Annotated in this window: 29 protein-coding genes; 23 read left to right on the top strand and 6 right to left on the bottom strand. The window is 52.8% G+C overall.

Annotated features, from left to right (window positions below; all coding sequences use genetic code 11):
* From DD597_RS15270 to DD597_RS15165, 22 genes are all read left to right on the top strand, one after another.
* Positions 1-1212: a phage major capsid protein gene (locus DD597_RS15270; protein WP_129256360.1), complete on the top strand. Its 1212-nt coding sequence runs from the start codon at positions 1-3 to the stop codon at positions 1210-1212.
* Between the two features lie 41 nt (positions 1213-1253).
* Positions 1254-1580, top strand: a complete 327-nt coding sequence (locus DD597_RS15265; RefSeq protein ID WP_022648889.1) for a head-tail connector protein — start codon at positions 1254-1256, stop codon at positions 1578-1580.
* A gap of 8 nt (positions 1581-1588) precedes the next feature.
* Complete coding sequence (locus DD597_RS15260) at positions 1589-1927, top strand: phage head closure protein (protein WP_058687771.1); 339 nt, start codon at positions 1589-1591, stop codon at positions 1925-1927.
* Complete coding sequence (locus DD597_RS15255; RefSeq protein ID WP_129256359.1) at positions 1924-2373, top strand: HK97-gp10 family putative phage morphogenesis protein; 450 nt, start codon at positions 1924-1926, stop codon at positions 2371-2373. The genes DD597_RS15260 and DD597_RS15255 overlap by 4 nt, the downstream gene beginning before the upstream one ends.
* Positions 2370-2717, top strand: coding sequence for a DUF3168 domain-containing protein (locus tag DD597_RS15250; protein ID WP_129256358.1), 348 nt, complete (start codon positions 2370-2372; stop codon positions 2715-2717). Before DD597_RS15255 ends, DD597_RS15250 begins: the two co-directional genes overlap by 4 nt.
* A 55-nt stretch (positions 2718-2772) precedes the next feature.
* Positions 2773-3243: a phage tail tube protein gene (locus DD597_RS15245; protein ID WP_000202242.1), complete on the top strand. Its 471-nt coding sequence runs from the start codon at positions 2773-2775 to the stop codon at positions 3241-3243.
* 54 nt (positions 3244-3297) lie between these two features.
* A complete protein-coding gene (locus DD597_RS15240; RefSeq protein ID WP_032622503.1) occupies positions 3298-3699 on the top strand; it encodes a phage tail assembly chaperone in 402 nt (133 codons plus the stop codon).
* A 23-nt stretch (positions 3700-3722) separates the two neighbouring features.
* Positions 3723-3986, top strand: a complete 264-nt coding sequence (locus tag DD597_RS15235; RefSeq protein WP_032622502.1) for a DUF4035 domain-containing protein — start codon at positions 3723-3725, stop codon at positions 3984-3986.
* A gap of 35 nt (positions 3987-4021) precedes the next feature.
* Positions 4022-7303 carry a phage tail tape measure protein gene (locus DD597_RS15230; RefSeq protein ID WP_129256357.1) on the top strand — a complete coding sequence of 1094 codons (3282 nt, stop codon included), beginning with the start codon at positions 4022-4024 and terminating at the stop codon, positions 7301-7303.
* 2 nt (positions 7304-7305) lie between these two features.
* Complete coding sequence (locus tag DD597_RS15225; protein WP_129256356.1) at positions 7306-7644, top strand: phage tail protein; 339 nt, start codon at positions 7306-7308, stop codon at positions 7642-7644.
* On the top strand, positions 7641-8399 hold the full coding sequence (locus DD597_RS15220) for a phage minor tail protein L (protein WP_126511369.1): 759 nt from the start codon (positions 7641-7643) through the stop codon (positions 8397-8399). Before DD597_RS15225 ends, DD597_RS15220 begins: the two co-directional genes overlap by 4 nt.
* Position 8400: 1 nt before the next feature.
* Positions 8401-9111, top strand: coding sequence for a C40 family peptidase (locus DD597_RS15215; RefSeq protein WP_129256355.1), 711 nt, complete (start codon positions 8401-8403; stop codon positions 9109-9111).
* Between the two features lie 32 nt (positions 9112-9143).
* The gene (locus DD597_RS15210; RefSeq protein WP_116326021.1) at positions 9144-9491 is read left to right on the top strand and encodes a hypothetical protein; all 348 of its coding nucleotides are present in this window, start codon (positions 9144-9146) and stop codon (positions 9489-9491) included.
* Between the two features lie 6 nt (positions 9492-9497).
* Entirely contained in the window at positions 9498-9833 is a 336-nt protein-coding gene (locus DD597_RS15205) for a hypothetical protein (protein ID WP_129256354.1), read from the top strand.
* A gap of 55 nt (positions 9834-9888) precedes the next feature.
* A complete protein-coding gene (locus tag DD597_RS15200; RefSeq protein ID WP_047720006.1) occupies positions 9889-10488 on the top strand; it encodes a tail assembly protein in 600 nt (199 codons plus the stop codon).
* A gap of 53 nt (positions 10489-10541) precedes the next feature.
* On the top strand, positions 10542-14765 hold the full coding sequence (locus DD597_RS15195) for a phage tail protein (RefSeq protein WP_255571171.1): 4224 nt from the start codon (positions 10542-10544) through the stop codon (positions 14763-14765).
* 88 nt (positions 14766-14853) lie between these two features.
* Positions 14854-16131 (top strand): phage tail protein, encoded by a 1278-nt coding sequence (locus DD597_RS15190; RefSeq protein ID WP_129256353.1) that lies wholly within the window; start codon positions 14854-14856, stop codon positions 16129-16131.
* Between the two features lie 82 nt (positions 16132-16213).
* The gene (locus DD597_RS25185; RefSeq protein ID WP_022650864.1) at positions 16214-16453 is read left to right on the top strand and encodes a hypothetical protein; all 240 of its coding nucleotides are present in this window, start codon (positions 16214-16216) and stop codon (positions 16451-16453) included.
* The gene (locus DD597_RS15180) at positions 16453-16773 is read left to right on the top strand and encodes a hypothetical protein (protein WP_129256352.1); all 321 of its coding nucleotides are present in this window, start codon (positions 16453-16455) and stop codon (positions 16771-16773) included. The genes DD597_RS25185 and DD597_RS15180 overlap by 1 nt, the downstream gene beginning before the upstream one ends.
* A gap of 595 nt (positions 16774-17368) precedes the next feature.
* Positions 17369-17521 (top strand): hypothetical protein, encoded by a 153-nt coding sequence (locus DD597_RS24865; protein ID WP_154816366.1) that lies wholly within the window; start codon positions 17369-17371, stop codon positions 17519-17521.
* Between the two features lie 2 nt (positions 17522-17523).
* Entirely contained in the window at positions 17524-17847 is a 324-nt protein-coding gene (locus DD597_RS15170) for a hypothetical protein (protein ID WP_003859653.1), read from the top strand.
* A gap of 29 nt (positions 17848-17876) precedes the next feature.
* The gene (locus DD597_RS15165; protein WP_022651459.1) at positions 17877-18803 is read left to right on the top strand and encodes a LysR substrate-binding domain-containing protein; all 927 of its coding nucleotides are present in this window, start codon (positions 17877-17879) and stop codon (positions 18801-18803) included.
* Between the two features lie 5 nt (positions 18804-18808).
* On the opposite strand, the gene DD597_RS15160 is transcribed toward DD597_RS15165, so the two are convergent.
* The 6 genes from DD597_RS15160 to DD597_RS15135 form a co-directional block, all read right to left on the bottom strand.
* Positions 18809-19279, bottom strand: coding sequence for a hypothetical protein (locus DD597_RS15160; protein WP_032659207.1), 471 nt, complete (start codon positions 19277-19279; stop codon positions 18809-18811).
* A 163-nt stretch (positions 19280-19442) separates the two neighbouring features.
* Complete coding sequence (locus DD597_RS15155; RefSeq protein WP_045348815.1) at positions 19443-20159, bottom strand: ABC transporter ATP-binding protein; 717 nt, start codon at positions 20157-20159, stop codon at positions 19443-19445.
* Entirely contained in the window at positions 20156-21031 is an 876-nt protein-coding gene (locus tag DD597_RS15150; protein ID WP_129256351.1) for an ATP-binding cassette domain-containing protein, read from the bottom strand. The genes DD597_RS15155 and DD597_RS15150 overlap by 4 nt, the downstream gene beginning before the upstream one ends.
* Positions 21028-22302, bottom strand: coding sequence for a high-affinity branched-chain amino acid ABC transporter permease LivM (gene livM, locus DD597_RS15145; RefSeq protein ID WP_050871216.1), 1275 nt, complete (start codon positions 22300-22302; stop codon positions 21028-21030). The genes DD597_RS15150 and livM overlap by 4 nt, the downstream gene beginning before the upstream one ends.
* 11 nt (positions 22303-22313) lie before the next feature.
* Complete coding sequence (locus DD597_RS15140) at positions 22314-23228, bottom strand: branched-chain amino acid ABC transporter permease (protein ID WP_003859667.1); 915 nt, start codon at positions 23226-23228, stop codon at positions 22314-22316.
* Between the two features lie 67 nt (positions 23229-23295).
* Positions 23296-24417 (bottom strand): branched-chain amino acid ABC transporter substrate-binding protein, encoded by a 1122-nt coding sequence (locus DD597_RS15135; RefSeq protein WP_003859669.1) that lies wholly within the window; start codon positions 24415-24417, stop codon positions 23296-23298.
* A 411-nt stretch (positions 24418-24828) separates the two neighbouring features.
* Between DD597_RS15135 and DD597_RS15130 the strand changes: the two genes are divergently transcribed.
* On the top strand, positions 24829-25497 hold the full coding sequence (locus tag DD597_RS15130) for a YecA family protein (RefSeq protein WP_003859671.1): 669 nt from the start codon (positions 24829-24831) through the stop codon (positions 25495-25497).
* Positions 25498-25805 lie beyond the last annotated feature (308 nt).

The raw sequence follows: 25805 nt of genomic DNA, 5'->3' as shown, positions 1-25805 counted from the left end.
ATGCCTGAAGTAAACGAAATTCTGAAAAAAGTCACTGCCAGCATTGAAGATGCAACCAGCAAATTCAACGCGAAAGCAGAAGAGGCACTGACCGAAGCGAAAAAGAATGGTCAGCTCTCAGCTCAGACCAAAGATGTTGTAGATAAAATGGCGACAGAGCTCAACGCTCTTAAGGAAGCTGAAAAAACCCTTAAGGCCAGCCTTGGTGAGCTGGAACAGCATGTTGCCCAAATGCCATTAAACAACGCTGCTAAAGTTACCGAAACTGTTGGACAGGTGGTGATTAATAGCGAGGCGCTGAAGGCCTTTGCCGCGAGCGTTGAAGGCAATAAGCGCGTAAGCGTCCCAGTTCACGCGGCCTTGCTTTCTACAGATGTTGCAGATGGCGTGGTTGAACCACAGCGACTGCCTGGCATCGACACTGCACCAAAACAGCGTCTCTTCATTCGTGATCTGATTGCGCCTGGCCGCACATCTTCACCGGCTATTTTCTGGGTGCAGCAAACGGGCTTTACCAATGCAGCGAAAGTCGTTGCAGAGGGGACTGCCAAACCTTACAGCGATATTGAATTCGCAACTAAAATCACGCCGGTGACAACCATCGCGCACATGTTTAAGGCATCCAAGCAGATCCTTGACGATTTCGCTCAACTCCAGTCTACGGTTGACGCTGAGATGCGTTACGGCCTGAAATATGTTGAGGAACAGGAAATCTTGTTCGGCGACGGAACTGGTGTGCACTTGCACGGCATCGTTCCTCAGGCCTCAGCATTCGACCCGGCATTTTCTGTTGAGAGCCAGAACGGGATTGATGATCTGCGCCTGGCAATGCTTCAGGCTCAACTGGCTCGTTTCCCTGCATCTGGCCACGTCCTGCACTTCATCGACTGGGCGAAAATCGAGCTCACGAAAGACAGTCTGGGCCGCTATATCCTGGCTAACCCGGCATCCCTGACTGGCCCTACGCTTTGGGGGCTTCCGGTGGTAGCAACTGAGGCAGCAGCTTTCCAGGGCAAATTTCTGACAGGCGCATTCAATGCCGCAGCTCAACTGTTCGATCGTGAAGATGCCAACGTGGTTATCTCCACCGAAAACGCCGACGACTTCGAGAAAAACATGATCTCCATTCGCTGCGAAGAACGTCTGGCGCTGGCTGTGAAACGCCCTGAGGCGTTTGTGTACGGTTCATTCAGCACCGGCGCGGGTAGCTGATAACTATTGCGGCCTTCGGGCCGCTTTTTTGGGGCAAACAAATGCTTGATCAGAATGTGGTGAAACAGCATTGCCGCATTGATACCGACTTTACAGGTGATGATGCTCTGCTGAAGATTTACACAGGTGCAGCGGCCCGGTACGTCCAGACATGGACACGCCGAACGCTCTATGAAAAGGAAAGCAGCCCTGGGTACGCTGACGACCCGGATCCGATACTGCTCAATGATGATGTCAAGGCAGCCATGCTACTGCTTATCGGTCACTGGTATGCAAACAGGGAAGCGGTAAACATCGGGAACATAACTTCAGCCGTACCTTTTGCTGTGGAAGCGCTATTGCAGCCATACCGCATTTATGGATTGTAGGGGGGGGTATGCAGGCCGGAAGACTGAGAGACATGGTGGTTATTCAGAACATAACAACATCCAGAGATCCTTCTGGTCAGCCTGTCGAAACGTGGCATGACGGCGCCACTACATGGGCAGAAGTTAAAGGTATCAGCGGGCGTGAGCTCGTAGCGGCAGGTGTAGAAACGGCCGTAGCCACTATCAGGGTATGGACTCGATTTCGTAACGATATAACTGCTGCGTCAAGACTCAGGGTTGTGACTGGCCCGTTCAAGGGTGTCATTTTAAATATCATTGGTCCGCCGATACCTGATTCTCGCGGCATTCAGCTCGAAATTCTTTGTAAGCAGGGGATCGAAAAATGATTGAGACGAGCCTCGATTTTTCCGGCCTGAATGACATCGCAAAGGATCTGGAGGCGCTTAGCCGCGCTGAAAACAATAAGGTTCTTCGTGATGCCACGCGCGCCGGCGCGGAAGTGCTTAAGGAAGAAGTGATCGCACGTGCACCGGTACGCACCGGAAAACTGAAAAAAAACGTGGTGGTGGTGACCCAAAAAAGCCGCCGTCGCTGGGAGATTTCTTCCGGCGTCCATATTCGTGGCGTTAATCCGCGCACCGGCAACAGCGATAACACGATGAAGGCGAATAACCCGAGAAACGCCTTTTACTGGCGATTCGTTGAAATGGGAACTGTTAACATGCCGCCACATCCTTTCATTCGTCCCGCGTTTGACGTCCGACAGGAGCAGGCGACAGAGGTCGCGATCAGGCGCATGAACCAGGCCATTGATGAGGCATTAAGCAAATGACGGAAGACGATCTCTATCCTCTGCTGGCAACGCTGGCCGGAGGGCAGGTTTATCCCTACGTTGCGCCGCTCGGCAGTGACGGGAAGCCTTCAGTCTCACCGCCCTGGGTAATTTTCTCGATTATTACCGACGCGGCCGCTGACGTTCTCTGCGGCCAGGCGGAATCCGCCGTTTCGGTGCAAGTCGATGTTTACTCCAGCACTATCACTGAAGCGCGTACGATCCGAAATATGGCACTGGAAGCCCTGCAAACATTGAAACCTGAGAACATTGTCAAAACGCCAGGCTATGAACCTGATCTGCATTATCACCGGGCCACGCTTGAATTTCAGGTGATCGTTTAAGTTCATTCACCATCACAGACCGCTCCGGCGGTCTTTTTTTTTATCTGGAGAAATCATGACCAGTAAATATGAAGTTACAAAGGGGATGACCTTTGCCGTCTCCGACGCACCCGTAACCGCCGAGGATTTTAATGCCTCAGGTTTCCCGGGGGCTGGTGTTACCTGGCTGGAAGCGGCCTGTGCAACAAAGGAGATCACCTTCACGGGCGGTCAAAAAGGGGATATTGACGTAACCACGCTTTGCTCAACTGAACAGGAGCAAACCAACGGCCTCGCCGCGCCTGCTGAAATGAGCATTACCCGTAACTGGGTTGGCGATGAAGCAGCACAGGAGGCACTCCAGACCGCTTACGAAAATGATGAACTGCGTGCGCTGCGCGTGGTATTCCCGTCTGGTAATGGTTTCTACGTGCTGGTGGAGGTTCGTCAGAGCTCATGGTCTGCTGCAACCTCTTCGGTTGTTGGCGCGACTTATTCTCTGCGTGTACGAGGCAAACCTAAACGTATCTATGCGTCTGGTTCCTGAGCGGCTTCGGCCGCTTTTTTAATCCCTTCGACCAAGTAACAAGAGAAAAATGAAATGGCGCAAAAAACATCACAGAATTCACTACGCGACGTGGCGCTTACTGCATCGAAAGCCTATCGCACAAAAGACGGTATCACGGTCCCTGAGTGGGATGGCGCAAAGGTAACGCTGCGTGAACCGTCCGGCGATGCCTGGGTGAAATTCCGGGAAATCGTAAATCCGCAGCTCGCCGAAGGCGAAGAGGCTCCGACGCTGACGGAGGCGGAGAAGTTCCTGCGTAACAAAGAGGCGGATGTGGTTCTGTTTATTGACGTACTGCTGGATGAAAACGGCGAGCGCGTATTCAGTGACGAGGATCAGGAGCTGGTATCCAAAATTTATGGTCCTGTGCATGCGCGCCTGCTGGCTCAGGCTCTTGGCCTCGGAATGAGTCAGGAAGAAGCGGGAAAGCCGTAAAGCAGCCGCTGACCTTCTTCCTGATGTCACTGGCGCTCCGGATGGGGCGCACTCTGCACGAGCTGCGCCAGACCATAACCGCCAGCGAGCTCAAAATGTGGATCGAGTTTGACCGCATAAGTCCTGTTGGGGACTGGCGTTCCGATGCACAGGCGGCGCAGATCTCCGTTGCAATGCTGAACTCTCAGGGCGGGAAATTCACCATACCTGACGTGATGCTGAAATGGGGTGAGCAGGAAGAAGGCTCTGAAGTCTCTGAACTTGAAGAATGGATGTCCAGTCTTTGACGCCCGCGGCTGCGGGCTTTTTTTATGGGTGAAATATGGCAACGCTGCGCGAGCTAATCATCAAAATTTCTGCGAACTCGTCTTCTTTTCAGTCTGAGATCGCCAGAGCGTCCCGTATGGGGACGGATTACTACCGCACTATGGAGCAGGGCGGGAAAAAAGCAGCAGCGGCCACGCGAGAAACTCAGCGGTCTTTGGCTGACCTGAATTCTCAGCTCGCAACAGTACGTTCATCAGCGGCTGGGCTTGCCGGGGCATGGGCTGGCGCATTTGCCACGCATCAACTTGTTCAGTTTGCTGATACCTGGAACCAGCTGAATGGCCGTCTTCGCCTTGCGTCCTCTTCCAGTGAGGATTACGTGCAATCCCAGCGCGTGCTGATGGAGATTAGCCAGCGCACCGGAACATCCCTCGAGGCAAACAGCAACTTATACAGCCGAATTGCGCAGTCCCTGCGTGATGCCGGTTACGCTTCTGCTGACGTCGCAAAAGTTACGGAAACCGTAGCAACCTCGCTGAAGCTGTCTGGCGCCAGTACCGAAGAGGCGAGCTCTGTTATCACCCAGCTTAGCCAGGCGCTTGGCTCAGGTGTTTTGCGAGGCGAAGAATTTAACTCCATCATGGAGAACGGTGGCCGTCTGGCGAAACTGCTGGCTGATGGTCTGGGTACCACTGTTGGTGGCCTGCGAAATATGGCCAACAACGGCGAGCTGACGACCAACAAGATCGTCCCGCTGCTGACAAACGTAGAGATCCTGCGTAAAGAATTCGACACCTTGCCAGCATCCATCAGCGGATCTGCACAGAAAGTGCAAAATGCTTTTCTCGCCTGGGTTGGCGGGGCGAACGATGCCGTCGGCGCATCCTCCACGCTATCCGGCGTGCTGGATGGTCTGGCGAATAACATTGATGATGTGGCAAACACGGCAGGCATTCTGGTTGGCGTGGGTCTGGCTCGCTATTTTGGCAATATGGTCGGCAGCGTCGGCCAGTCAACCCGTGCAGTGCTCGCTAATACGGCCGCCGAGGTTGCGCTGGCTCAGGCTCAGGTCCGTGGCGCTCAGGTTAGCGTTGCTGCTGGCCGCCAGGCGGTTTACCGCGCTCAACAGGCGCGCGCAGCGGCGACAAGTATTGAGGCTCAGATTGTTGCCGAACGTAATCTTGCCGCAGCTCAGGCATCCCTGAACACAGCGCTTGCTGGCAGGGCTTCTGCCGTTAACAACCTCACCAATACAGCCTCGGTGATGTCACGGCTGGGTAGCGGAGTGTTGGGCATTCTCGGTGGCTGGCCTGGCGTTATTATCGGTGCCGGTGCTGCGATGTATGGCCTGTATCAGCATACCCAGCAGGTACACCGTGAGGCTGTGGGCTTTGCCAACAACCTTGACGAGATCAACACCAAACTCCAGCAGATGTCTGTGCTCGGCCTTCGCTCGACCGCCGCAGATGCGCGGACCTCTTTACAGGCGCAAAAGCAAGACCTGGCCGACCTCGACTCTCAGATCGCGAAGGTGAAAGACAGCCTCAAGGCGGTTGACCAAATCCAGCAGGATTATAACCGCCATCCTACGCTGACCTTGATCAATACTTTCATGGACCAGGCCGACATCACGGCCAAAAACATCGAACTTACCGATAAGCTGAACCAGCTGGAGTATCAGCGCGAACAGGCCGCTTCAAAAGTCGAACAAACGCAGAAGCTGGTAAACGATGCCAGCGACCTGGCAACGCAAAAGGCTATCGAACAGGCTGGCGCCGTCTCAATCCTGAAAGGTGCCTATGACCTGCTAAACCGCTCAATGTCAGCAACCGCAGGCGCTAAACCCCCGCAGTATGCCGGGCCAGTGGTCTCAGTGGCTAATGCAACGCCTCAGCAGCAAACAGCACTGGAACGATCACGCCGCGAAAATGAGCTGGCCAGCTTAAGTGGATTAGAGAAACTTCATCAGCAGCACGTTTATGAAGCGGAAGATCTGAAGCTGACTGGAGCACTTTATACCCAGTACATCTACAACAAGGATCAGGCCGCCAAAAAGGATGCAGCAGCAGCCGAGGCAAAAAAAACCTCTACTGCCGCCTCAAGTGCTCAGAGTAAAGCCGAGCGCGCAGCAGCCAGCACCGCTGAGCAATATGCCCGCAAAATGGCCGATCTGAGCGTGGCTATCGATGTGCAACGCGTCAGGGCAACGGAAGGAGAAAAAGCGTCTGAGCTATACGCAGCATCGCATCAGGCAGGCACTAAATGGACAGACGAGCAACGCAAGGCTATCCAGGCATCATCAGCAGAGCTGGCAAAATGGACGCAAAAAGCCGATGAAAACGTACGTAAGCAGCGCGAACAAGCCGATGCTCTGAAGGATTTAACTGAAGCGGCCCGAAAGTTCAGGGATGAGGCGACACTGACAACCGAAACCGCAGGCATGAGTGATCGCCAGCGCAGCCGGTTCGACGAGACGCAACAGATCGAGCGTGTTTTTGCTAAAACGGACGGCGGCACCGAGGCCATCGCACAACGCGCGGCTGCCCTCGATGACCTGGACAAGAAATACAAGGCTATAGCAGCAGCTGAAGCGGACTGGATGGCTGGAGTATCGCGAGGCTATGCCAACTGGTTCGATGAAATCAGCAATGTTTCTGGCACGGTTTCTGACGGGGTGAAAACCACACTCGACAGCGCGTTTAGTAATGTCACCTCAATGCTGGAAGGCAATAAGGTCAGCTGGAAATCCTGGGGTATCTCTGTTTTACAGATTATCGAAAAAGTCGCTCTGCAAATGGCAGTGGTCAGCGCGATGGGGGGTGGGTCTTCCGGTTCTGGCATTTTTGGCTCACTCATCGGCAGCGTAGGCAGCTTCTTCGGGGGCGGTGCGGGAGCATCAGCCAGCACCGGTACTGCGGTTTCCAGTTACGGTTCGAGTTTTCAGTTTAACGCAAAAGGCGGCGTTTATGACTCTCCATCTCTGAGCGCTTTCAGTAATGGGATCGTCAGAAACCCCACCATGTTCGCTTTCGCGAAAGGTGGGGCCGGAATCATGGGCGAGGCTGGGCCGGAGGCAATCATGCCGCTGACCCGCGCACCAGATGGTTCACTCGGTGTTCGTGCGGTCGGCGCTGGTGGTGGTCAGTCTGTATCTTCGGCGCCACAGGTTTATATCACCATCGATGGCAACGGAAATACCTCCACGCAGACTTCACCCGGCCTTGAGCAATTTGGTGCTGATGTCGGTAAATATGTTGATCAGCGATATAAGCAGAACATCATGCGAGATATTCGCCCTGGCGGTGACATCTGGAACGCAATGAAAGGAACCCGATAAAAATGGCTATCGAAACTTTCACCTGGTGCCCACGAATTAACGCTGAGGCAGATATAAATTTCCGCGTCAGGAAAGCACAGTTTGGTGATGGATATGAGCAGGTTTCAGGGGATGGATTGAATACCAGAACCCAGCAGTGGACGCTCAACTTTACTGGCAACGAAACCTACATTTCCGCCATTAAATCTTTTCTCGTCAGGCATGAAGGGACGAAAGCCTTTCAGTGGAAGCCACCGCTCGAACCTTTGGGTTTGTACCGTTGCGAAACATATAAACCCACCGGGCTCGGCGCGGGGAAATTTAATCTTGAAGCAACATTCATCCAGGCATTTAAACCATGAGCTTAAACGCAGACTATCAGAAGCTGGAATCAGGAAACGACGTTCGTCTGATTGAGGTGGACGGTTCTTCTTTTGGACTGATGGATGTTCTCCGGTTTCACAATTACAACATTCCCCACACCGAAGCGGAAATAGTCGCCGCCGGCGGGGATGAGGCCAAGCTCCCGGCGAAACCAATCTGGTGGCAGGGTAATGAATATTCTGCCTGGCCTTATCAGCTGGAAGGGCTGGAGAAATCGACCAGTGGCAGTAATGCGACGCCATCACTGACGGTCGCGAACATCGAAAGCTCTATTTCTGCCCTGTGTCTTGCGTATGACGATTTGCTACAGGCTAAGGTCACTATTCACGACACAAAGGCAAAATATCTCGATGCGAAAAACTTCGCAGGTGGTAACCCTACAGCAGATCCGACTCAGGAGAAACTTCAGGTCTGGTATATCGACGGGAAAACGACCGAGCTTGCTGGCGAAACCATCGAGTTTGTACTGTCCAGCCCTATGGATCTTCAGGGACAAATGATCCCCACGCGGCAGCTTCATTCCCTGTGCACATGGTGCATCCGGAACAAGTACCGAACCGGCGATGGCTGCGACTATGCCGGTACGCGCTATTTCGACAAAAACAACAACCCGGTAAGCGATCCGTCACTGGATGAATGCAACGGAACGCTGACGGCCTGCAAACTTCGGTTCGGTGAAAACAACGAACTCTCGTTTGGTGGGTTCCCGGGTACGTCGCTGATCAGGAGCTGATATGCGTCAGAAAACCATTGATGCGATTATGGCGCATGCCGCCGCTGAATATCCTCGTGAGTGCTGTGGTGTGGTGGCGCAGAAAAGCCGCGTTGAACGTTATTTTCCTTGCCGGAATCTTGCCGCGTCGCCGGAGGACAATTTTGTCCTTTGCCCCGAAGATTACGCAGCCGCTGAGGACTGGGGTACGGTGATCGCCATCGTTCACAGCCACCCTGACGCCACTACGCAGCCGAGCGAACTGGATAAAGCGCAATGCGACGCAACGCTTTTACCCTGGCATATCGTGAGCTGGCCCGAGGGGGATTTACGCACCATTCAGCCGCGTGGAGAGTTGCCACTGCTGGAGCGTCCGTTTGTGCTGGGGCACTTCGACTGCTGGGGGCTGGTAATGAGCTATTTCCGGCATACGCATGGTATCGAACTTCACGATTACCGGGTTGATTATCCCTGGTGGGAAAACGACTACCCGGACAACTTCTATCAGGATTGCTGGTACGAGTGCGGGTTCCGTGAATTCGACGGGCCGCCGAAACCTGGCGATATGGTGATCATGCAGGTACAGGCTGGTAAGTGGAACCACGCGGGTATCCTGCTGGAGGGCAATATGCTGCTGCACCACCTGTACGGTCACCTGAGTCAGCGCGTGCCGTATGGTGGATACTGGCAGGAACGAACGATGAAGATTCTCCGTTACAAATCTCTGTGCTAACCTTTTGCAAAACGAAAAAAGGGGTTAGGGATATGAGGAAATTTCTTTCGATATTAGCATGTAGCCTGATTATTGTTGGTTGCACACCTTCTGAAAAGGATTTTATTGACATGGGGGAGACCTTGGTCAAAGACACCCTTAAAGATCCGGACAGTGCCAAGTTTGAATCATTTTTCCGTGATTTTGGTGAAAATTCTGGATATGTTTGCGGTTATGTGAATGCTAAAAATTCATACGGCGCATATACGGGTAAAAAACCATATTATGTGCGGATTGAGGTCAAAGATGGAAAGGTCAATAATCATGGACCAATCATCATTATTAATGATCAAGACCAGAAGAAAATTGATTCCTATGAGTCAATCTGTCAAAGGGACTGATGTGCCATGAAAAAGATTATCCTCCCAATTTTTATCTTCCTGCTGATGGGATGTTCTGTTTCATCACTAGAAGAACAAAAACCTATCCTATCAGAGCATTCAACAAAAACTGTTGATGAGGTTAATCGTTGCCTTGCTCCTAAATGGGTGGAGCTACGATCTTCAAGCTCAAGCATACCCACTGAATCAGGATACAAAATCACAGCATCAGACGATATATTCGGTGCTCTTTCACTGGTGAATATCGATAAATCAGCGACAGGCGGAAGCGATATAAAGGTTTATGCCGTCGCGAAAGGATGGAACGACCACTGGGCTACGGCCGCCAGATCATGTCTTTGAAAACCCTAAAATAATCTAAGCCACCTTCGGGTGGCTTTTTTTATGGAGAATGAAAATGTCAGAGGTTATGACCAGAATTGAGCTCGGCGGTGTTTTGGGTAAAACCTACGGGAAGGTTCACCATCGTCTAATAAGAACAACCGCAGAAGCGATCAACTCACTTACAAAAACAATAGACGGGCTGGAGAAATTTTTGATAACCAGCAAAGCAAGGGGCCTGACCTACGCCGTCTTTAAAGATAAAAAAAATATCGGTAAAGATGATTTTGGTTTTCCGGTAACAGGTGAAGTTATTCGAATTGTCCCTGTAGTGATCGGAAGTAAAAAAGCTGGAGTTTTACAGACAATTCTTGGAGCTGTTCTTGTCGTTGCGGGGATTGCAGTTGGAATGCTTTCTGGTGGAACACTATCTGCTGTTGGTTACGGAGCCGCGAAGTTTGGTGCAGCTATGATCGCTGGTGGAGTTGTTCAGATGCTTTCGCCTCAACCCGGGGGCCTGGCCAGCAAACAAAGCGCAGATAACCGTGCATCGTATGCGTTCGGCGGGGTGACAAACACCGCCGCGCAGGGTTACCCGGTTCCGCTCCTGTACGGCCGCCGGAGAATCGGCGGGGCAATTATTTCTGCCGGAATTTATGTCGAAGATCAGCAGTAGTTAACAAACCTTTTTACAAGCCACCTTCGGGTGGCTTTTTTTATGGGCGCGATATGGTGAATAAAATTACCGGACGAAAAGGGGGAAGCTCCAGTTCCCGAACTCCTACCGAACAGCCTGATGATCTGCAATCTGTAGCGAAGGCAAAGATCCTCGTTGCGCTTGGGGAAGGGGAGTTTGCTGGACAGCTCACCGGGAAGGATATCTACCTGGACGGAACGGCGCTGGAGAACGCCGACGGCTCCCAAAACTTCAGCGGCGTTACATGGGAATTTCGCTCGGGTACTCAGGCCCAGAAGTACATTCAGGGCATCCCCGGTACCGAAAACGAAATCAGCGTGGGAACCGAGGTAACGAGCGCTACAGCGTGGACACGAACCTTCACCAATACACAGCTTTCGGCGGTTCGTTTACGCCTGAAATGGCCTTCGCTTTTCAAGCAGGAGGACGATGGCGATCTGGTTGGTTACTCGGTTAATTATGCGATTGACTTGCAGATGGACGGCGGGACATGGCAGACAGTCCTTAATACCAGCGTGACCGGGAAAACGACCTCAGGTTACGAGCGTAGCCACCGTATTGATTTACCTCAGGCTGGCAGTACCTGGACAATCAGACTGCGCAAAATTACCGCTGACGCCAACAGTGCGAAGATCGGCGACACGATGACGCTACAGAGCTTCACTGAGGTGATTGATGCGAAATTGCGATACCCGAACACCGCGCTGCTGTACATCGAATTCGACTCCAGCCAGTTTAATGGCTCTATCCCTCAGATCTCCTGTGAACCACGTGGCCGCGTTATTCGCGTTCCTGATACTTACGACCCTGAAACCCGATCATACAGTGGTACATGGACCGGGGCTTTTAAGTGGGCATGGACGGATAACCCTGCGTGGATTTTTTACGATCTGGTTGTTTCTGAACGGTTCGGCCTCGGTCACCGTTTGACTGCCGCAAACATCGATAAGTGGATACTTTATCAGGTCGCCCAGTATTGCGATCAAATGGTACCAGACGGTAAAGGAGGTAATGGAACCGAACCACGGTATATCTGCAATGTGTACATTCAGGACCGGAATGATGCTTACACAGTCCTGCGTGATTTTGCTGCTATTTTCCGTGGCATGACCTACTGGGGCGGCGATCAGATTGTTGCCCTGGCAGACATGCCGCGCGATGTGGATTACAGCTACACGCGCGCTAACGTTGTTGGCGGTCGCTTCACCTATTCAAGCAGCACCACGAAAACCCGCTACACTACAGCGCTGGTTTCATGGTCCGATCCCGGTAACGCCTACGCTGACGCGATGGAACCTGTATTCGAGCAGGCGCTGGTGGCGCGGTACGGCTTCAATCAGCTGGAAATGACAGCCATCGGTTGTACCAGGCAGTCAGAAGCGAACCGAAAGGGGCGCTGGGGTATTCTCACCAACAACAAGGATCGCGTTGTTTCGTTTGATGTCGGGCTGGACGGAAACATACCGCAGCCAGGCTATATCATCGCTGTGGCAGACGAGCTGCTTTCCGGAAAGGTTATGGGCGGTCGCATCAGCGCTGTTAACGGTCGAGTTATCAAACTTGACCGTGTAGCTGATGCAGCAGCAGGTGATCGTCTTATCCTCAACCTTCCCTCCGGAGCGTCACAGAGCAGGACCATTCAGGCGGTTAACGGTGAATCGGTCACAGTCACCACCGCGTACAGTGAGACGCCTCAGGCCGAAGCTGTCTGGGTGGTTGAGTCAAACGAACTCTACGCGCAGCAGTATCGTGTTGTGAGTGTCGCTGATAACGATGATGGCACTTTCACCATTACCGGTGCATGGCACGATCCGGATAAATATGCCCGAATCGATACCGGAGCCATCATTGACCAGCGGCCGGTGAGCGTGATCCCGCCGGGCAACCAGTCGCCGCCTGCGAACATCGTGATCAGCTCGTTTTCGGTGGTGCAGCAAAATATCAGCGTCGAAACGATGCGCGTGAGCTGGGACCAGGCGCAGAACGCTATCGCCTATGAAGCGCAATGGCGCCGCAACGACGGAAACTGGGTTAACGTGCCGCGCAGCTCCACCACGTCCTTCGACGTTCCTGGGATTTATGCCGGACGCTATCTGGTACGTGTACGCGCCATCAATGCCGCAGAAATTTCTTCCGGATGGGGATATTCGGAAGAGAAAACGCTGACGGGTAAAGTGGGCAATCCGCCGAAACCGGTCGGCTTTATCGCTTCCGATAATGTGGTATTCGGTATCGAGCTGAGATGGGGATTCCCGGCGAATACCGACGACACGCTGAAGACGGAAATTCAGTACAGCCCGACCGGGACGGAAGACGATGCGATGCTGCTGGCCGATGTGCCTTACCCGCAGCGCAAATATCAGCAGATGGGCCTTAAGGCTGGGCAAATTTTCTGGTACCGCGCGCAGCTGGTTGACCGAAGCGGAAACGAATCAGGGTATACAGACTTTGTGCGCGGTCAGGCCAGCATTGATGTATCCGATATCACCGATGCAATCCTGGAGGACATGAAAGGCTCCGATACGTTCAAAGACTTGATCGAGAACGCGGTGGACAGCAGCGGAAAACTGGCAGAACTGGCTGATGCAATCAAAGAGAACGCAGACGGCCTTGCTGCTGCGGTTGGCTCGAACAAGCAGACCGCTGAAGCAATCATCGGAAACGCGCTGGCTATTGCCGATGTTGTCGTGCGCCAGACAGCCCAACAAGGCGCTAACTCTGCGACTTTCGAACAGCTCCGGGAGGTGATCGCTACTGAGACGGAGGCACGCGTAACGGATGTTATCCGTCTTGAGGCAAAAACAGCGCAGAACAAAGCGGGAATTACCGAGGTAAGGCATGCTCTGTCAGATGAAGCTCAGGCAAGGGCTACTGCTGTTGATCAGCTCACTGCGAGTACTCAGGTCATTTCTGATAAAGCTGATTCGGCTTCGAGTAAAGCTGACGCTGCATCAGGTAAGGCAGATGCAGCTGAACAAGCCAGCTCACAAAACACTGCTGATATCACCACGTTGCGACAGGTTGTCACCGACACGACTTCATCAATGGCATCCCGTCTGGAGGAGCTGGGAGCAAGAACCGATACTGCCAGCGGCGGCATCCAGAATAACGCTATCGCGCTAATAACGAGTACGCTGGCGCAGGTTGATCAGCGGGTGAGACTCAGCGCGCAGTACGGTGACAGCAAGGCCGGCATCGATCGTATTGATAACGTCATGGCAAGCGACAGGGAGGCAACGGCGCGTTCGCTGCTAAGTTTGCAGACTGACGTGAACGGCAACAAGGCATCCATCAACAGCCTGAACCAGACGTTCTCCGATTATCAGCAGGCCACCGCCACGCAGATAAACGGCATCACGGCGACCATCAACGGGCACACTTCAGCGATCACCACCAACGCGCAGGCCATTGCGAACGTCAACGGCGACCTGAAGGCGATGTACAGCATTAAGGTCGGGTTATCCAGCAATGGTCAGCTTTACGCGGCAGGGATGGGGATCGGCGTTGAGAATACGCCCTCCGGCATGCAGTCGCAGGTTATCTTCCTGGCTGACCGCTTCGCCGTCACTCACCAGGCCGGAGCACAGGTCACACTTCCGTTCGTTATCCAGAATGGACAAACCTTTATCCGGAATACTGTGATCGGTGAAGGGACTATCGACAATACCAAAATCGGCAGCTACATCCAGTCGACAACCTGGGACGGCACCGGGAACGTTGGCTGGCACATCAACAAGTCGGGTTATGCTGTTTTCAATAACGTAACCGTTCGAGGTACTGTTTACGCCACGAACGGAGAGTTTACTGGGAAGATAACAGCAACTAGTGGTTCATTTAAGGGGGCTGTGGAAGCAGAGAGCTTTGTTGGTGACGTAGCTAATATGTATGTGGCAGCTGATACAGACCCAGGGGTTAAGAACGTGACCAGAACGATCACATTCACCGATAGCACAACAGCAGCAAGGTCTAAGTCTATCAGTGTTGACTTTGTTGCAAAGGTTCTGGGAAGCAACTCTTCAGGGTGGGTCGACTTCACAATAGATATTGCCGGAAATTCAAGGCGGTACAGAGTAAGCGGTGCTGATGCGGGGACATCTGCCGTAACATATGTGCCGATAAAACACACACATGCCGGAGTTACAGCCAGAACCGTTACAGCCACCATCACTGTGTCAATTAATGGCATGACTGGTTTTTCAATTTATTCACCAACCATGATCGTTACTCGTGGATCTGGTGCGTGGTCTTCAACTTAACGGCCTCCAGCCCTATTGGGAGAGCACAAGATAAGACCTTTTTTAATCAACCTCGCTCCGGCGGGGTTTTTTATTGCCTGGAGAAAACATGATTTATACTACTGGCACTATAGCCATCAGCGGAAACACCCTTACAGGTACCGGCACAAACTTCACTGCTGCTGGTTCTCTTATTCGTAACGGCTGTACCGTTATTGCAATGACAAGCCCTGTGCAGGTATTTCAGATTACCACCATTGGCAGCGCAACAAGTCTCACCGTAACGCCAGCGGCTAACCCAGCAGTTCCCGCCGGAACCCGATTTGCCATTCTTCTGAGTGACAGTCTGAGCGTGGATGGTCTGGCGCAGGATATCGCTGAAACCTTCACGATGTACCAGCGCTACATGAGCGGGTTCGCTGATGTAATGAACGGGACATCTGATGTCACCATAACTATCAATGGCACTGCCGTTACCGTACCGGGTCAAAAATCGCTGGCGAAGAAAGGTGCAAACAAAGACATTACCAGCCTGAGCGGATTAACAACTGCTCTCAGCATCGATCAGGGCGGTACGGGAGCGAAAACAGCTAATGACGCACTAACAGCACTTGGTGCTCTTAGTCTTAGCGGTGGTACGTTAACAAATGCCCTGAATATCGCCGGTATTGCCGGTAACCCTTACGCTTTCACCGTTGAAGGACTTTCAACTGTTGGTAGTGTATGGGCTCATACAGTGATGGTTAACGGTACTCCTCGCTTCAGGGCAGGTGTTGCAGGCATTGGTGGTGCCGTCTCTTACCAAATCGCAGGAAGAAATAATGGCACCGATGCATTCTCAACAATGCTGTCCGTGAAGCCAGGCTCAGTTGTTTACACTTCTGAAAATACCACTAAAGCCTCCGATGGCACGCTGAAAGCAGCTTCGCCGGTGGCCAGAATCGTGAAATCTCAGAACGAGAATCAGCGCACAGATATTGATGAAAATGATTTTATCTGGTGCGGATGCGGTACGGCTAATGCTGAGGCGGAGGGAATCAAAATTTCCCGGCTAGATGTAGGTATCTATTTGCTGACTGGTTCGGCAGGCCTGGCATCAGAAGGCTGGCAGCTGCTGCCGCCAATGGACCCAGGTGGAATGGGAGAACTGGGTGTCGTTGAAGCTGAGCAAACAGAAAGCGGTGGGCTGACGATTCGGCTTTTTAAGCGGAAATACATACTCAGCGAAGAAGGCGAAATTGTTAAAACGAAAGGGGCTCCTATAGATGTTCCTGCCAATAGCTGGATCGACGTTCGCCTCGATATGCCAGAGGATAGCATCTGGAAAACAAGAGCTTCCGAAGCTTCTCTTGAACTGACAGAGCAGCCTGGGGACATTCAGCCTTAAAAATTAATAGGCGAACCCAAATTGATCTGCATTCCATCTGAAACTACTGTATATAAACACAGTAATAAAGGGAGTGCAAATTATGCCCCGAATTTCAGATATTCAGGCCGCCTTTATTGCGGCCATAGAGCTTAACCCAAAGGGCTACCGCTACCTGAGAACAGACAGCTTTATAGAAAAGTTGCGTGGTTTTAACTGGCACTTCACCCGAGCCGACGCCAATGCATGGATAGAGCGCAATCAGCCAGGCTTCGCTGACAAGACGACAGACGGTAGTGATAACCGGTACTGGATCCTGAGAAACATGGGGAGGGTCCTCTGATGGGATTTGCATCACCTGCTACCGATTACGTCGAACGCCAACTTTCTCCATCCGTTCTGTGCAACATAGGGGCCGAAAGCAGGGTGCTTGAAACAGATGTTGGGTTTGCAGTCATTGAGCCAGCCACGAAAAAAAGGCTAGGAGATGTATTGTTAATTTTGTGCGACGGCCACACGCAGTTTGCAAAACTGATGGGTAAGTCATTGATCACGGATGATGGCGAGGCAATAGAAGGAACCGCTCTGGAAGAGGTGGAAGTGTTGGGCAGAGTGACGTTCTTCATCAATCGTGCATTAGATGATGATTGCCCTGCAATATAGATAAAGTTCCCCATGCTTCACTGATGAATAACCAGCCATAAGCGGCTGGTTTTTTGTGTGGTTTTGGTCGGTACGATAGAATTTTAACCTCCGCTCCACAACACTCCTTTGTCAGTGAACGGATCAAAAAAGTTTCGCCATTATGATTTTTAGTTAACCGTAAGCTTTTGATTCACTTGATCTTAAAATTATGAATTAATGGCGAAAAATTAACGTATGTATCTGATAATTATAGATAACACGCGTGATTTAAAATCCCTCGGCGTTCGCGCTGTGTGGGTTCAAGTCCCACTCCGGCTACCATGGGAAAAAACAGAATAATCAAAGCAATAAGCAGTGTCGTGAAACCACCGAAAGGTGGTTTTTTTGTGCCTGCAATTCCCCCTTCCTGACAACAAATCTTATTTTTCGTGCCTGACCCATGCACAACCATAATTTTTCGATCATTATGCGTTGAGGGCGTTTCCTTATCGCGTAAATTCTTATATCTCCGTTTCATCGATTGCCCTGCGGCAGCTTCGCAGATAACTTCATTTGGATTTTCCTTAGAAAAAGTGGAAGAGCTTGCAAATGGGCTGGGCAAGGGTATCAACAAATGATCAAAACATTGTTCTCCGGCGACAAGCTCTCGAACGTACAGGATATGAACTACGGTTGGCAAGAGGCATCTAAAACCGCAATGGCGCTGGATTTGACCACTGGGAGCATTACGGGATGGCAGATGTACCAGATAGCTAAAGAGAACTGATTATGTCGCAAGAATTAGAATTTTCGCTTCATCCACCCGTTTGGCCTGCCATCGTCTATTTTGTTGTATCTGTTGCAATTTTTTTCTTGCTTTATCTCGGGAAACTAAAAGTTAACAGGCTGCATAAATACCCGCTATTTATCGCATATATGGTGTTTGTAATCGCTGTTGCAGCCGTTCAGATAAACATCTTTGCTAATGGCTACGAGTTTGTCCGCAGCTTTTTGCATATCGATTTTGACCCATATCGATATGACTCGGTATATTGGGGATCATTGTTTTTCTCCATAATTTACTTGCTGGCGTTGCCCCGGAACAAGTTTTAGCATAATGAAATTTTCATTTAAGGGACGTTATGTCTTTACCGCCATTGTATGCACTGCGTGCGTTTGAAGTTGCTGCGCGGTTGAACTCCTTCAGTAAAGCCGCTGAAACGCTCAATATTACGCCGGGTGCGGTCAGCAGACATGTTCGTACCCTTGAACTGTGGTTCGACTGCGAGCTTTTCAAAAGGCAAGGTCCTCGCGTGGAGGTCACTGAAGCCGGGCGAGTGCTTGCCGGACAGCTGAACGAGAGCTTCACGAGCATTGAATGGGCCTGCCGGGCATTTCGCAGTGAAAACCATCTGCTGCGGTTAAAAGCACCCAGCACCCTGACCATGAGATGGCTTCTCGACGTGCTGCGATCTTTTCGCAACAACCATGCAAAACCACAGGTTGAGATTGCCAGCGTCTGGATGGACATTGATACCGTTGATTTCAATCTTGAGCCCTACGACTGCGCCATCCTTCTTGGTAATGGCCGTTTTGGTGACACAACGGAAAGTCAGCTGCTTTTTCATGAATGGCTTATCCCGGTTTGTACTCCATCACTTATCGAACCGGCCCGGCAACGGCTTCCGCAATGCGATTTGATCCATCCTTCACCGGACAGACGTGACTGGCGGCGCTGGCTGCGAAGAACAGGATTGTTCCCGGGGCTCGATATGAGCAGCGGTATGGTGTTCGATACCCTTGAACAGGGAAGTATTGCCGCGATGAACGGGCACGGCATCGCTATCGCCGACCTGCATCTCACGCTTGATGCCCTGAAAAGTGGCCTGCTGGGCCTGCCGTTCAGGGAAGCTATTGCGACGGGGGATGGCTACTACCTCGTCTGGCCAAAAAATTCACTCAAAAGAGAGAGCATTCAGCATCTTCTGGCCTGGCTGCAAAACCATACCCCGGTCGTTCCGGCGCTGGATATCGATTATCTGGAATACGATGACAGTCGGGTTTATTAATACCGTTATGAATAAGATATGTTTGCCATCTTTTTATAACGTTCTGGCAAAGCGCTGTTCAGGCTGAGTACCTTATCCAGAATATAAAATGCTGGCGTGTTTTTCTGTTGCTCAGCGTCAATGATTGCCGCGCGTAATAGCGTGGCGGCAGACGAAATCTTGTGAAAATAGTCCTCAGACTCGGGCGTCTGTAATTCACCTGAAGTGGCGTAACGCACGTCCGGCCAGCCGGAGAAGTCGAGCAGCGGAAGGGGCTTTCCTGCTTCAGGATGACAGGCTGAAATCAGCGCAGCCGCTTGCTTAGGGTCGCGATGGGCAACGGATAGCATGTATACGCGCTGCGCAAACGGTGACAGAGCCTCAGAGTGATGTTTCGTCGCCATAAGCATGGCCATAAAATCCTGTAAATCATCGGCTGAATCGGTGTCAGGTGGTAATACAGTTTTCAATAACTGATATAACGCATCAAGTGTCATATTTGCCCCGGATCCTCTTATCATTATTATTCAGTTTGCGGCTGAACGTTTTATCGACCCGCGCAAAGGCGGGTCGTGAAGATGATATTTGAATGCGGTCGCATCAGAAAAACGATTAATAATGGCAATCACTGTGAGTTTTTCTCACTATAGCCTTTTCGTTTCACACTCCACCCAGGTACGCCTTCCTCACCTCCGGATCCTTCAGCAACGCCTCGCCGCTGCCGCTTAACCGAATCTGGCCGTTAACCATCACATAGCCGCGGTCGGACAACTTCAGCGCGTGGTGCGCATTCTGCTCGACCAGAAAAATCGTCATTCCGTTACGGGCCAGTTCGCGCAGCGTCTGGAAGATCTGTTTAACCACAATTGGCGCGAGGCCGAGGCTGGGTTCATCCAGCAGCAGAAGTTTAGGACGGCTCATCAGCGCGCGGGCGATAGCCAGCATTTGCTGTTCACCGCCTGAAAGCGTCATCGCCCGCTGGTTACGTCGCTCTTTGAGGCGAGGGAAGAGGTCGAACATGCTTTGCATATCTTCCGCTGCATGCTGATTGCCGACGGGGATTGTCCCCATCAGCAGGTTCTCTTCTACAGACATATCCGGGAAAATGCGTCGTCCCTCAGGTGCCTGCGCGATGCCGCCGGTGGCAACATAGTGGGTAGATTTCTGGCTGATATCCTCGCCGCAGAAGAGGATCTGCCCGTTGCGGATCCGGGGCTGACCAAAGACAGACATCAGTAATGTTGACTTCCCCGCGCCGTTAGCGCCAATCAGGGCAACGGTTTCCCCTTTGTTAACCTCAAGCGAAACCTGCTTCAACGCCTGGATCACCCCGTAGAAAACATCCACATCCTGAAACTGAAGCATCGGTTCGCTCACAGATTTACCTCGCTTTCGTCGGTGCCCAGATACGCGGCAATCACTTTTTCATTGTGCTGAATCTCAGCCGATTTACCTCTGGCAATTACATCGCCATGATCGAGCACAATGATGTCATCTGAAATGCCCATCACCATCCCCATATCATGCTCGATCAGCAAAACCGTGATGTCATGGTGGTCGCGCAGGAACCGGATGATCTCACTCAGCTTGTGCGTCTCCACCGGGTTCAGGCCGGCAGCAGGTTCATCGAGACAAATCATCTCCGGGCCGGTACACATGGCGCGGGCGATTTCGAGGCGTCGTTGCTGACCATAGGACATTTCCCCGGCCAGACGGTTCGCGCAATCCACCAGATCCACCACCTCCAGCCAGTAAAACGCCCGGTCCAGCGCATCGTTTTCTGCCCGACGATACGCAGGGGTATTCAGCACACCCGCCAGCAGATTGCGGTTGACGCGCATGTGCTGTGCCACCAGCAGGTTTTCCACAACGGACATCTCGCGGAACAGGCGAATGTTCTGAAACGTGCGCGCAAGACCCGCGCGGTTCACCAGATGCGTGCCGCCAAACATCTTATAGAACAGGCGTTGACCAAGCTGCGCCGGGTTGAGCCAGTCGCCCGGCTGGAATTTCTGGCCGAGCACCTGAATGACATTGGTGGTTTTATTTCGTGCATTGAACAGAATGTTGCCGCCGGAGGCCCGGTAGAAACCGGTCAGGCAGTTAAAGACGGTCGTTTTTCCTGCGCCGTTAGGCCCAATCAGTGCGGTAATGGAGCCGCGCTGCACCTCAAGATTGACGTCGTTTAAGGCCTTGATCCCGCCGAAGTGCATCATCAGATGTTCTACACGTAAAATCGTTGCGTTCATGGCGCCACTCCTTTACGCACGGTAAATCCGCTGCGGTTGATGCGGATCAGACCGCGAGGACGCCAGATCATCATCACCACCATCAGCATGCCAAACAGCAGCACCCGGTATTCCGCAAAGCTGCGCAGCAGTTCCGGCGTGACGGTCAGCACAAAGGCGGCCAGTACGACGCCGACGGTGGAGCCCATCCCGCCCAGGACCACAATGGCGAGGATCAGGGCGGATTCAAAAAAGGTGAAAGAGGTCGGGTTAACAAACCCCTGGTAGGTGGCAAAAAACACCCCGGCGATACCTGCCGTCGATGCGCCCAGGGTGAAGGCCGAGAGTTTGACCAGAACGTGATTCAGCCCCATGGAACGGCAGGCAATCTCATCCTCACGGAGCGCTTCCCACGCCCGTCCAATGGGCATTCGGGTCAGCCGGTGTTTAATGTAGAGCACCAGCATGACTACCAGGAAAAGTACCGCATAGATGAAAATAAACTTCATGTTGGGGTTATAGGTCAGGCCGAAGAACTCGTGGAAGGGGACGCCGCCTTCTTTGGCGCGTCGGCCAAACTCAAGGCCAAAAAAGGTTGGGGCAGGGGCTGAAACGCCGTTAGGCCCTCCGGTGAAGGTAAGCCAGTTGTTCAGCACCAGGCGGATGATCTCGCCAAACCCGAGCGTGACGATGGCGAGATAATCCCCGTGCATGCGCAACACCGGAAAGCCAAGCAGGGCGCCTGCGCCCGCGGCCATTAGCGCCGCCAGCGGCAGCATGCTCCAGAACCCAAGCCCCAGATACTGATACCCGAGCGCCAGCCCGTAAGCGCCGATGGCATAGAAGGCGACATAACCCAGATCCAGCAGCCCTGCCAGGCCAACAACAATGTTCAGCCCAAGACCGAGCAGGACGTAGATCAGTCCGAGAATGGCAACCGTCAGAAGGTATTTCGTTGCTACAAACGGGAAGCAGATCGCCAGCGTGACAATCAGCGGAATGATCCAGCGCATGCGGCTTTTATACGCCGGCGGCCGGACATACACGCCCGCATTGTCGGATTCAAACCGCGTCTGTAAACGTCTTCCGGCCGCCGTAGCTGAAAAGGCGCTCAGCAAAAAACGTCCCACCATCACCGTGCCAACAATCCACGCCAGCCGCTGGCCGCCAAAGGTAAAGCTGTAACCATCCAGTATCACACCCGCAATCGGGCCGAAAATAATCAGGGCGATCATTCCGGAAAAAATTGCGTCCAGAATGCAGCGCTTCAGGGAAAAACCGTCAGAGGTCATCGCGTTGTTCCTTACACTTTAGCCACGACAGGGCGGCCCAGCAGCCCCTGAGGACGGAAGATCAGAATTAAGACCAGCAATCCAAACGAGAACACGTCTTTATAATCCGAGTTCACCATCCCGGAGAATTGCGCTTCTGCGACGCCCAGAATCAGCCCGCCAAGCATCGCACCGGGCAAAGAGCCGATGCCGCCCAGCACCGCCGCCGTAAAGGCCTTGATGCCGATAACAAACCCGACGTAAAAATCAAAGGTGCCGTAATTCATGGTGATCAGCACGCCCGCCAGCCCGGCCATGGCTGCGCCGATAACAAACACCAGCGAAATTATTCTGTCGGTGTTGATACCCAGGATGGAGGCCATCTTACGATCCTGCTGTACCGCACGGCACATGCGTCCTAAGCGGGTACGGTTGATAATCCAGGTCAGCACCAGCATGCCCGCGAACGAGGCGATGAGGATAAAGACTTTGGTATAGGTTATCTGGACAAACCCTTCGCCAAGGTGAAAACGCAGCACGCCATCAAGCATGGTGGGCACGCCCTGCTGGCGCGGGCCCTGGCTGAGCTGGACGTAGTTTTGCAGTATCAACGACATCCCGATGGCCGAAATCAGCGGCGCCAGACGCGTCGAGTTGCGTAGCGGCTTATAGGCGATGCGCTCAATCGTCCAGCCATAAACGCCAGTGACCACGATGGTGAAAACCAGCGTTCCCAGGATCAGCAGCGGAAAGGAGTGGAGTCCAAAAAACGCCAGCAGGGCCAGGCCAATGGCCGAGAGATAGGCGGAGATCATATACACTTCGCCGTGGGCGAAATTGATCATACCGATGATGCCGTACACCATGGTGTAGCCGATGGCGATAAGACCGTAGACCGACCCCAGCGTTAAGCCATTAATTAATTGTTGCAGAAAGAATGTACTCATGGTCGCGCACCTGAATAAGGGTTACGCCGACAGTCAGACCTGCCGGCGCTGAGCAGATTCCGTCCCGTTATGGCACTTCTTTATATTTGCCTTTGTCATCCCACTGGTAGACCACGTAGTCAGAGACTTTGAGGTCACCTTTGCTGTCCCAGGCTTTTTTACCCATCACCGTGTCGACAGGGTTGGCCTTCAGCCACTCGCTGGCTTTTGCGGAATCCGTCCCTTTCGTGGCCTTGAATGCCGCCGCGATAGCCTGCACAGACGCGTAGGCGTAGAGGGTGTACCCTTCAGGTTCAAATTTACCGGTGCGGAATTTCTCGATGACGGCTTTTCCGTCCGGGATCAGGCGCGGATCTTTACCGAAGGTCATGTAAATACCGTTGGTGTACTGTGCCCCACCGGCGGCGGTGACCATCTCTTCATTGACGATACAGTCTCCCGAGAAGAACTTCGCCTGCACGCCCTGTTCACGCATCTGGCGAACCAGCGGGCCCGCTTCCGGGTGACAGCCCCCGAAGAACACCACGTCCGGTTTTTGTGCGCCGATTTTGGTCACCAGCGCGTTAAAGTCTTTCTCCCCGCGGGACAACCCTTCGTACATCACCTCCTTAACGCCGCGTTTCGCAAGCGCCGCTTTAGTGGCATCCGCCAGCCCCTGACCGTAGGTGTCTTTATCGTGGATGATGACCACCCGTTTGGCTTTCAGCTTATCAAGAATAAAATCGCTGGCGACCTGGCCCTGCTGGTCGTCACGTCCGCACATGCGAAATATGTCGCTCATGCCACGTTCGGTAATCAGTGGGTTCGTTGAGCCGGGAGTGATGGAGAGGATCCCGGCATCGCTATAGACCTCGGAGGCGGGCATGGTCGACGAAGAGCAGAAGTGGCCGACGACCGCTTTCACCTTATCCTGATCGACTAAGCGGTTGGCAACGGCGACGGCCTGTTTGGGCTCGCAGGCGTCGTCGCCCTGAACCAGTTTGATTTTCTCACCGTTGATCCCGCCGGCGGCGTTAATGTCTTCCGCCGCCTGCGTAGCGCCATGCCAGTATTGATCGCCGTAGGTTGCGTTCGGGCCTGTGAACGGCCCGGCCACGCCGATGACGATATCGGCCTGCGCGGAAAAGGCCGTCACCAGACAACCGGCCAGCACCAGGGAGAGGGGAGTTTTGGTAAATTTCAGCGACATTATTATGTTCCTTAGCAAAGAGGTTTTTGCACCAGGTATAAACCCGAACGCCTGATGGCATCGTAAATCCAAAAACAAGAGCGAGAACAAAATGCACTTTAGAAGCAATCTCATGCTTAATACGGCGAGGATCCCACGCACCGCGAAGCGCGCAGAACATTAAGCAAAAAGGTTGCCAGAATGGTTAATCCCTTGACCGGGTCACAACACGTTGAGTATAGAGCGCCGTTTTATGCGCCTTTGCGGGATGATATGAATTTACAGCGGAGATCACATCTCCTTAACAACAAAGCCCATAAGTTGTGCAACGGTCACGATTTGCACGTTTTTGCAGCAATAAAGACCTAAACTTCAGATAGGCACGCGCGGCGATATATGTCAGGATCGTTTTTTTTATCAGGAGTATCAGCAATGGCTGAAGGCCCATTAAATGAAAGCGAGATGGCGTGGCTGGAAGAGACATTAATCTCTTACGGTCACGACGATGCATCCGTTATTGACGTGTCCGAACTGGACGGCATGCTTACCGCAGTACTTTCCGGTCCCGTTGTGGTGGAGCCCGACACCTGGCTGGTGGCGGTCTGGGGTGGTGAGAAATATATTCCTCGCTGGAAAAACGATCGTGAGATGAACCGTTTTATCGATCTCTGCTTTAAGCACATGAACGATATTGCCGAGCGTTTGAGCGAATACCCGGATCAGTTTGAACCGCTGTTTGGCTATAACGACGTTGACGGTCAGAGCTATACCGTGGTGGAAGAGTGGTGCTATGGCTACATGCGCGGCGTGGCGCTGACGGACTGGTCATCCCTGCCGGAAGCGCTGGAAGCGGACCTGGCGGTGATTGCCCTGCACGGGACGGAAGAGAACAGCGAGAAGCTGGATGCGCTGACCGAAGAGGAGTATATGGCCAGCATCGAGAGCATTCAGCCTGCGGCGCTGCGCTTGTATAACTACTGGGTGGCTAACCCGCAGCAGCCGGAAGCGAAAAAGCCGATCGTGAACGGGTCGAAGGTGGGGCGTAACGACCCGTGCCCGTGCGGGAGTGGGAAGAAGTTTAAAAGCTGCTGCCTGCATTAAATCATTAATTACTGTGGCCTGAATTGGGCACGGGTGTTGAGTCCCCGCTAAAATCGGCGAACCGGAGACCAGATGACAAGGGCTGGACGCCATGGATGGCGGCCAGAGGCGAATCGAGACAGGATGTCGAGTTGAGCCGACCGCAGGCAGATGGTCGGGAGGTGAGCGCAGTGCGAAGCACCGATTTTCCGCGGGGCCGCGGGGATTGATAAGGGGGCCGCGGCGGCCCCCTTATCCCGTTCACATGCTGTGAAAAAATTATATTCTGTTGATCTTAAGGTGAACGGAACAGTACCTCAGGACCTGTA

It is taken from the genome of Enterobacter cloacae complex sp. 677-3DZ2D5B (genome assembly GCF_004136695.1).
Lineage (GTDB): Bacteria > Pseudomonadota > Gammaproteobacteria > Enterobacterales > Enterobacteriaceae > Enterobacter > Enterobacter hormaechei_C.
This window is presented reverse-complemented; position numbering and strand designations above follow the sequence as displayed.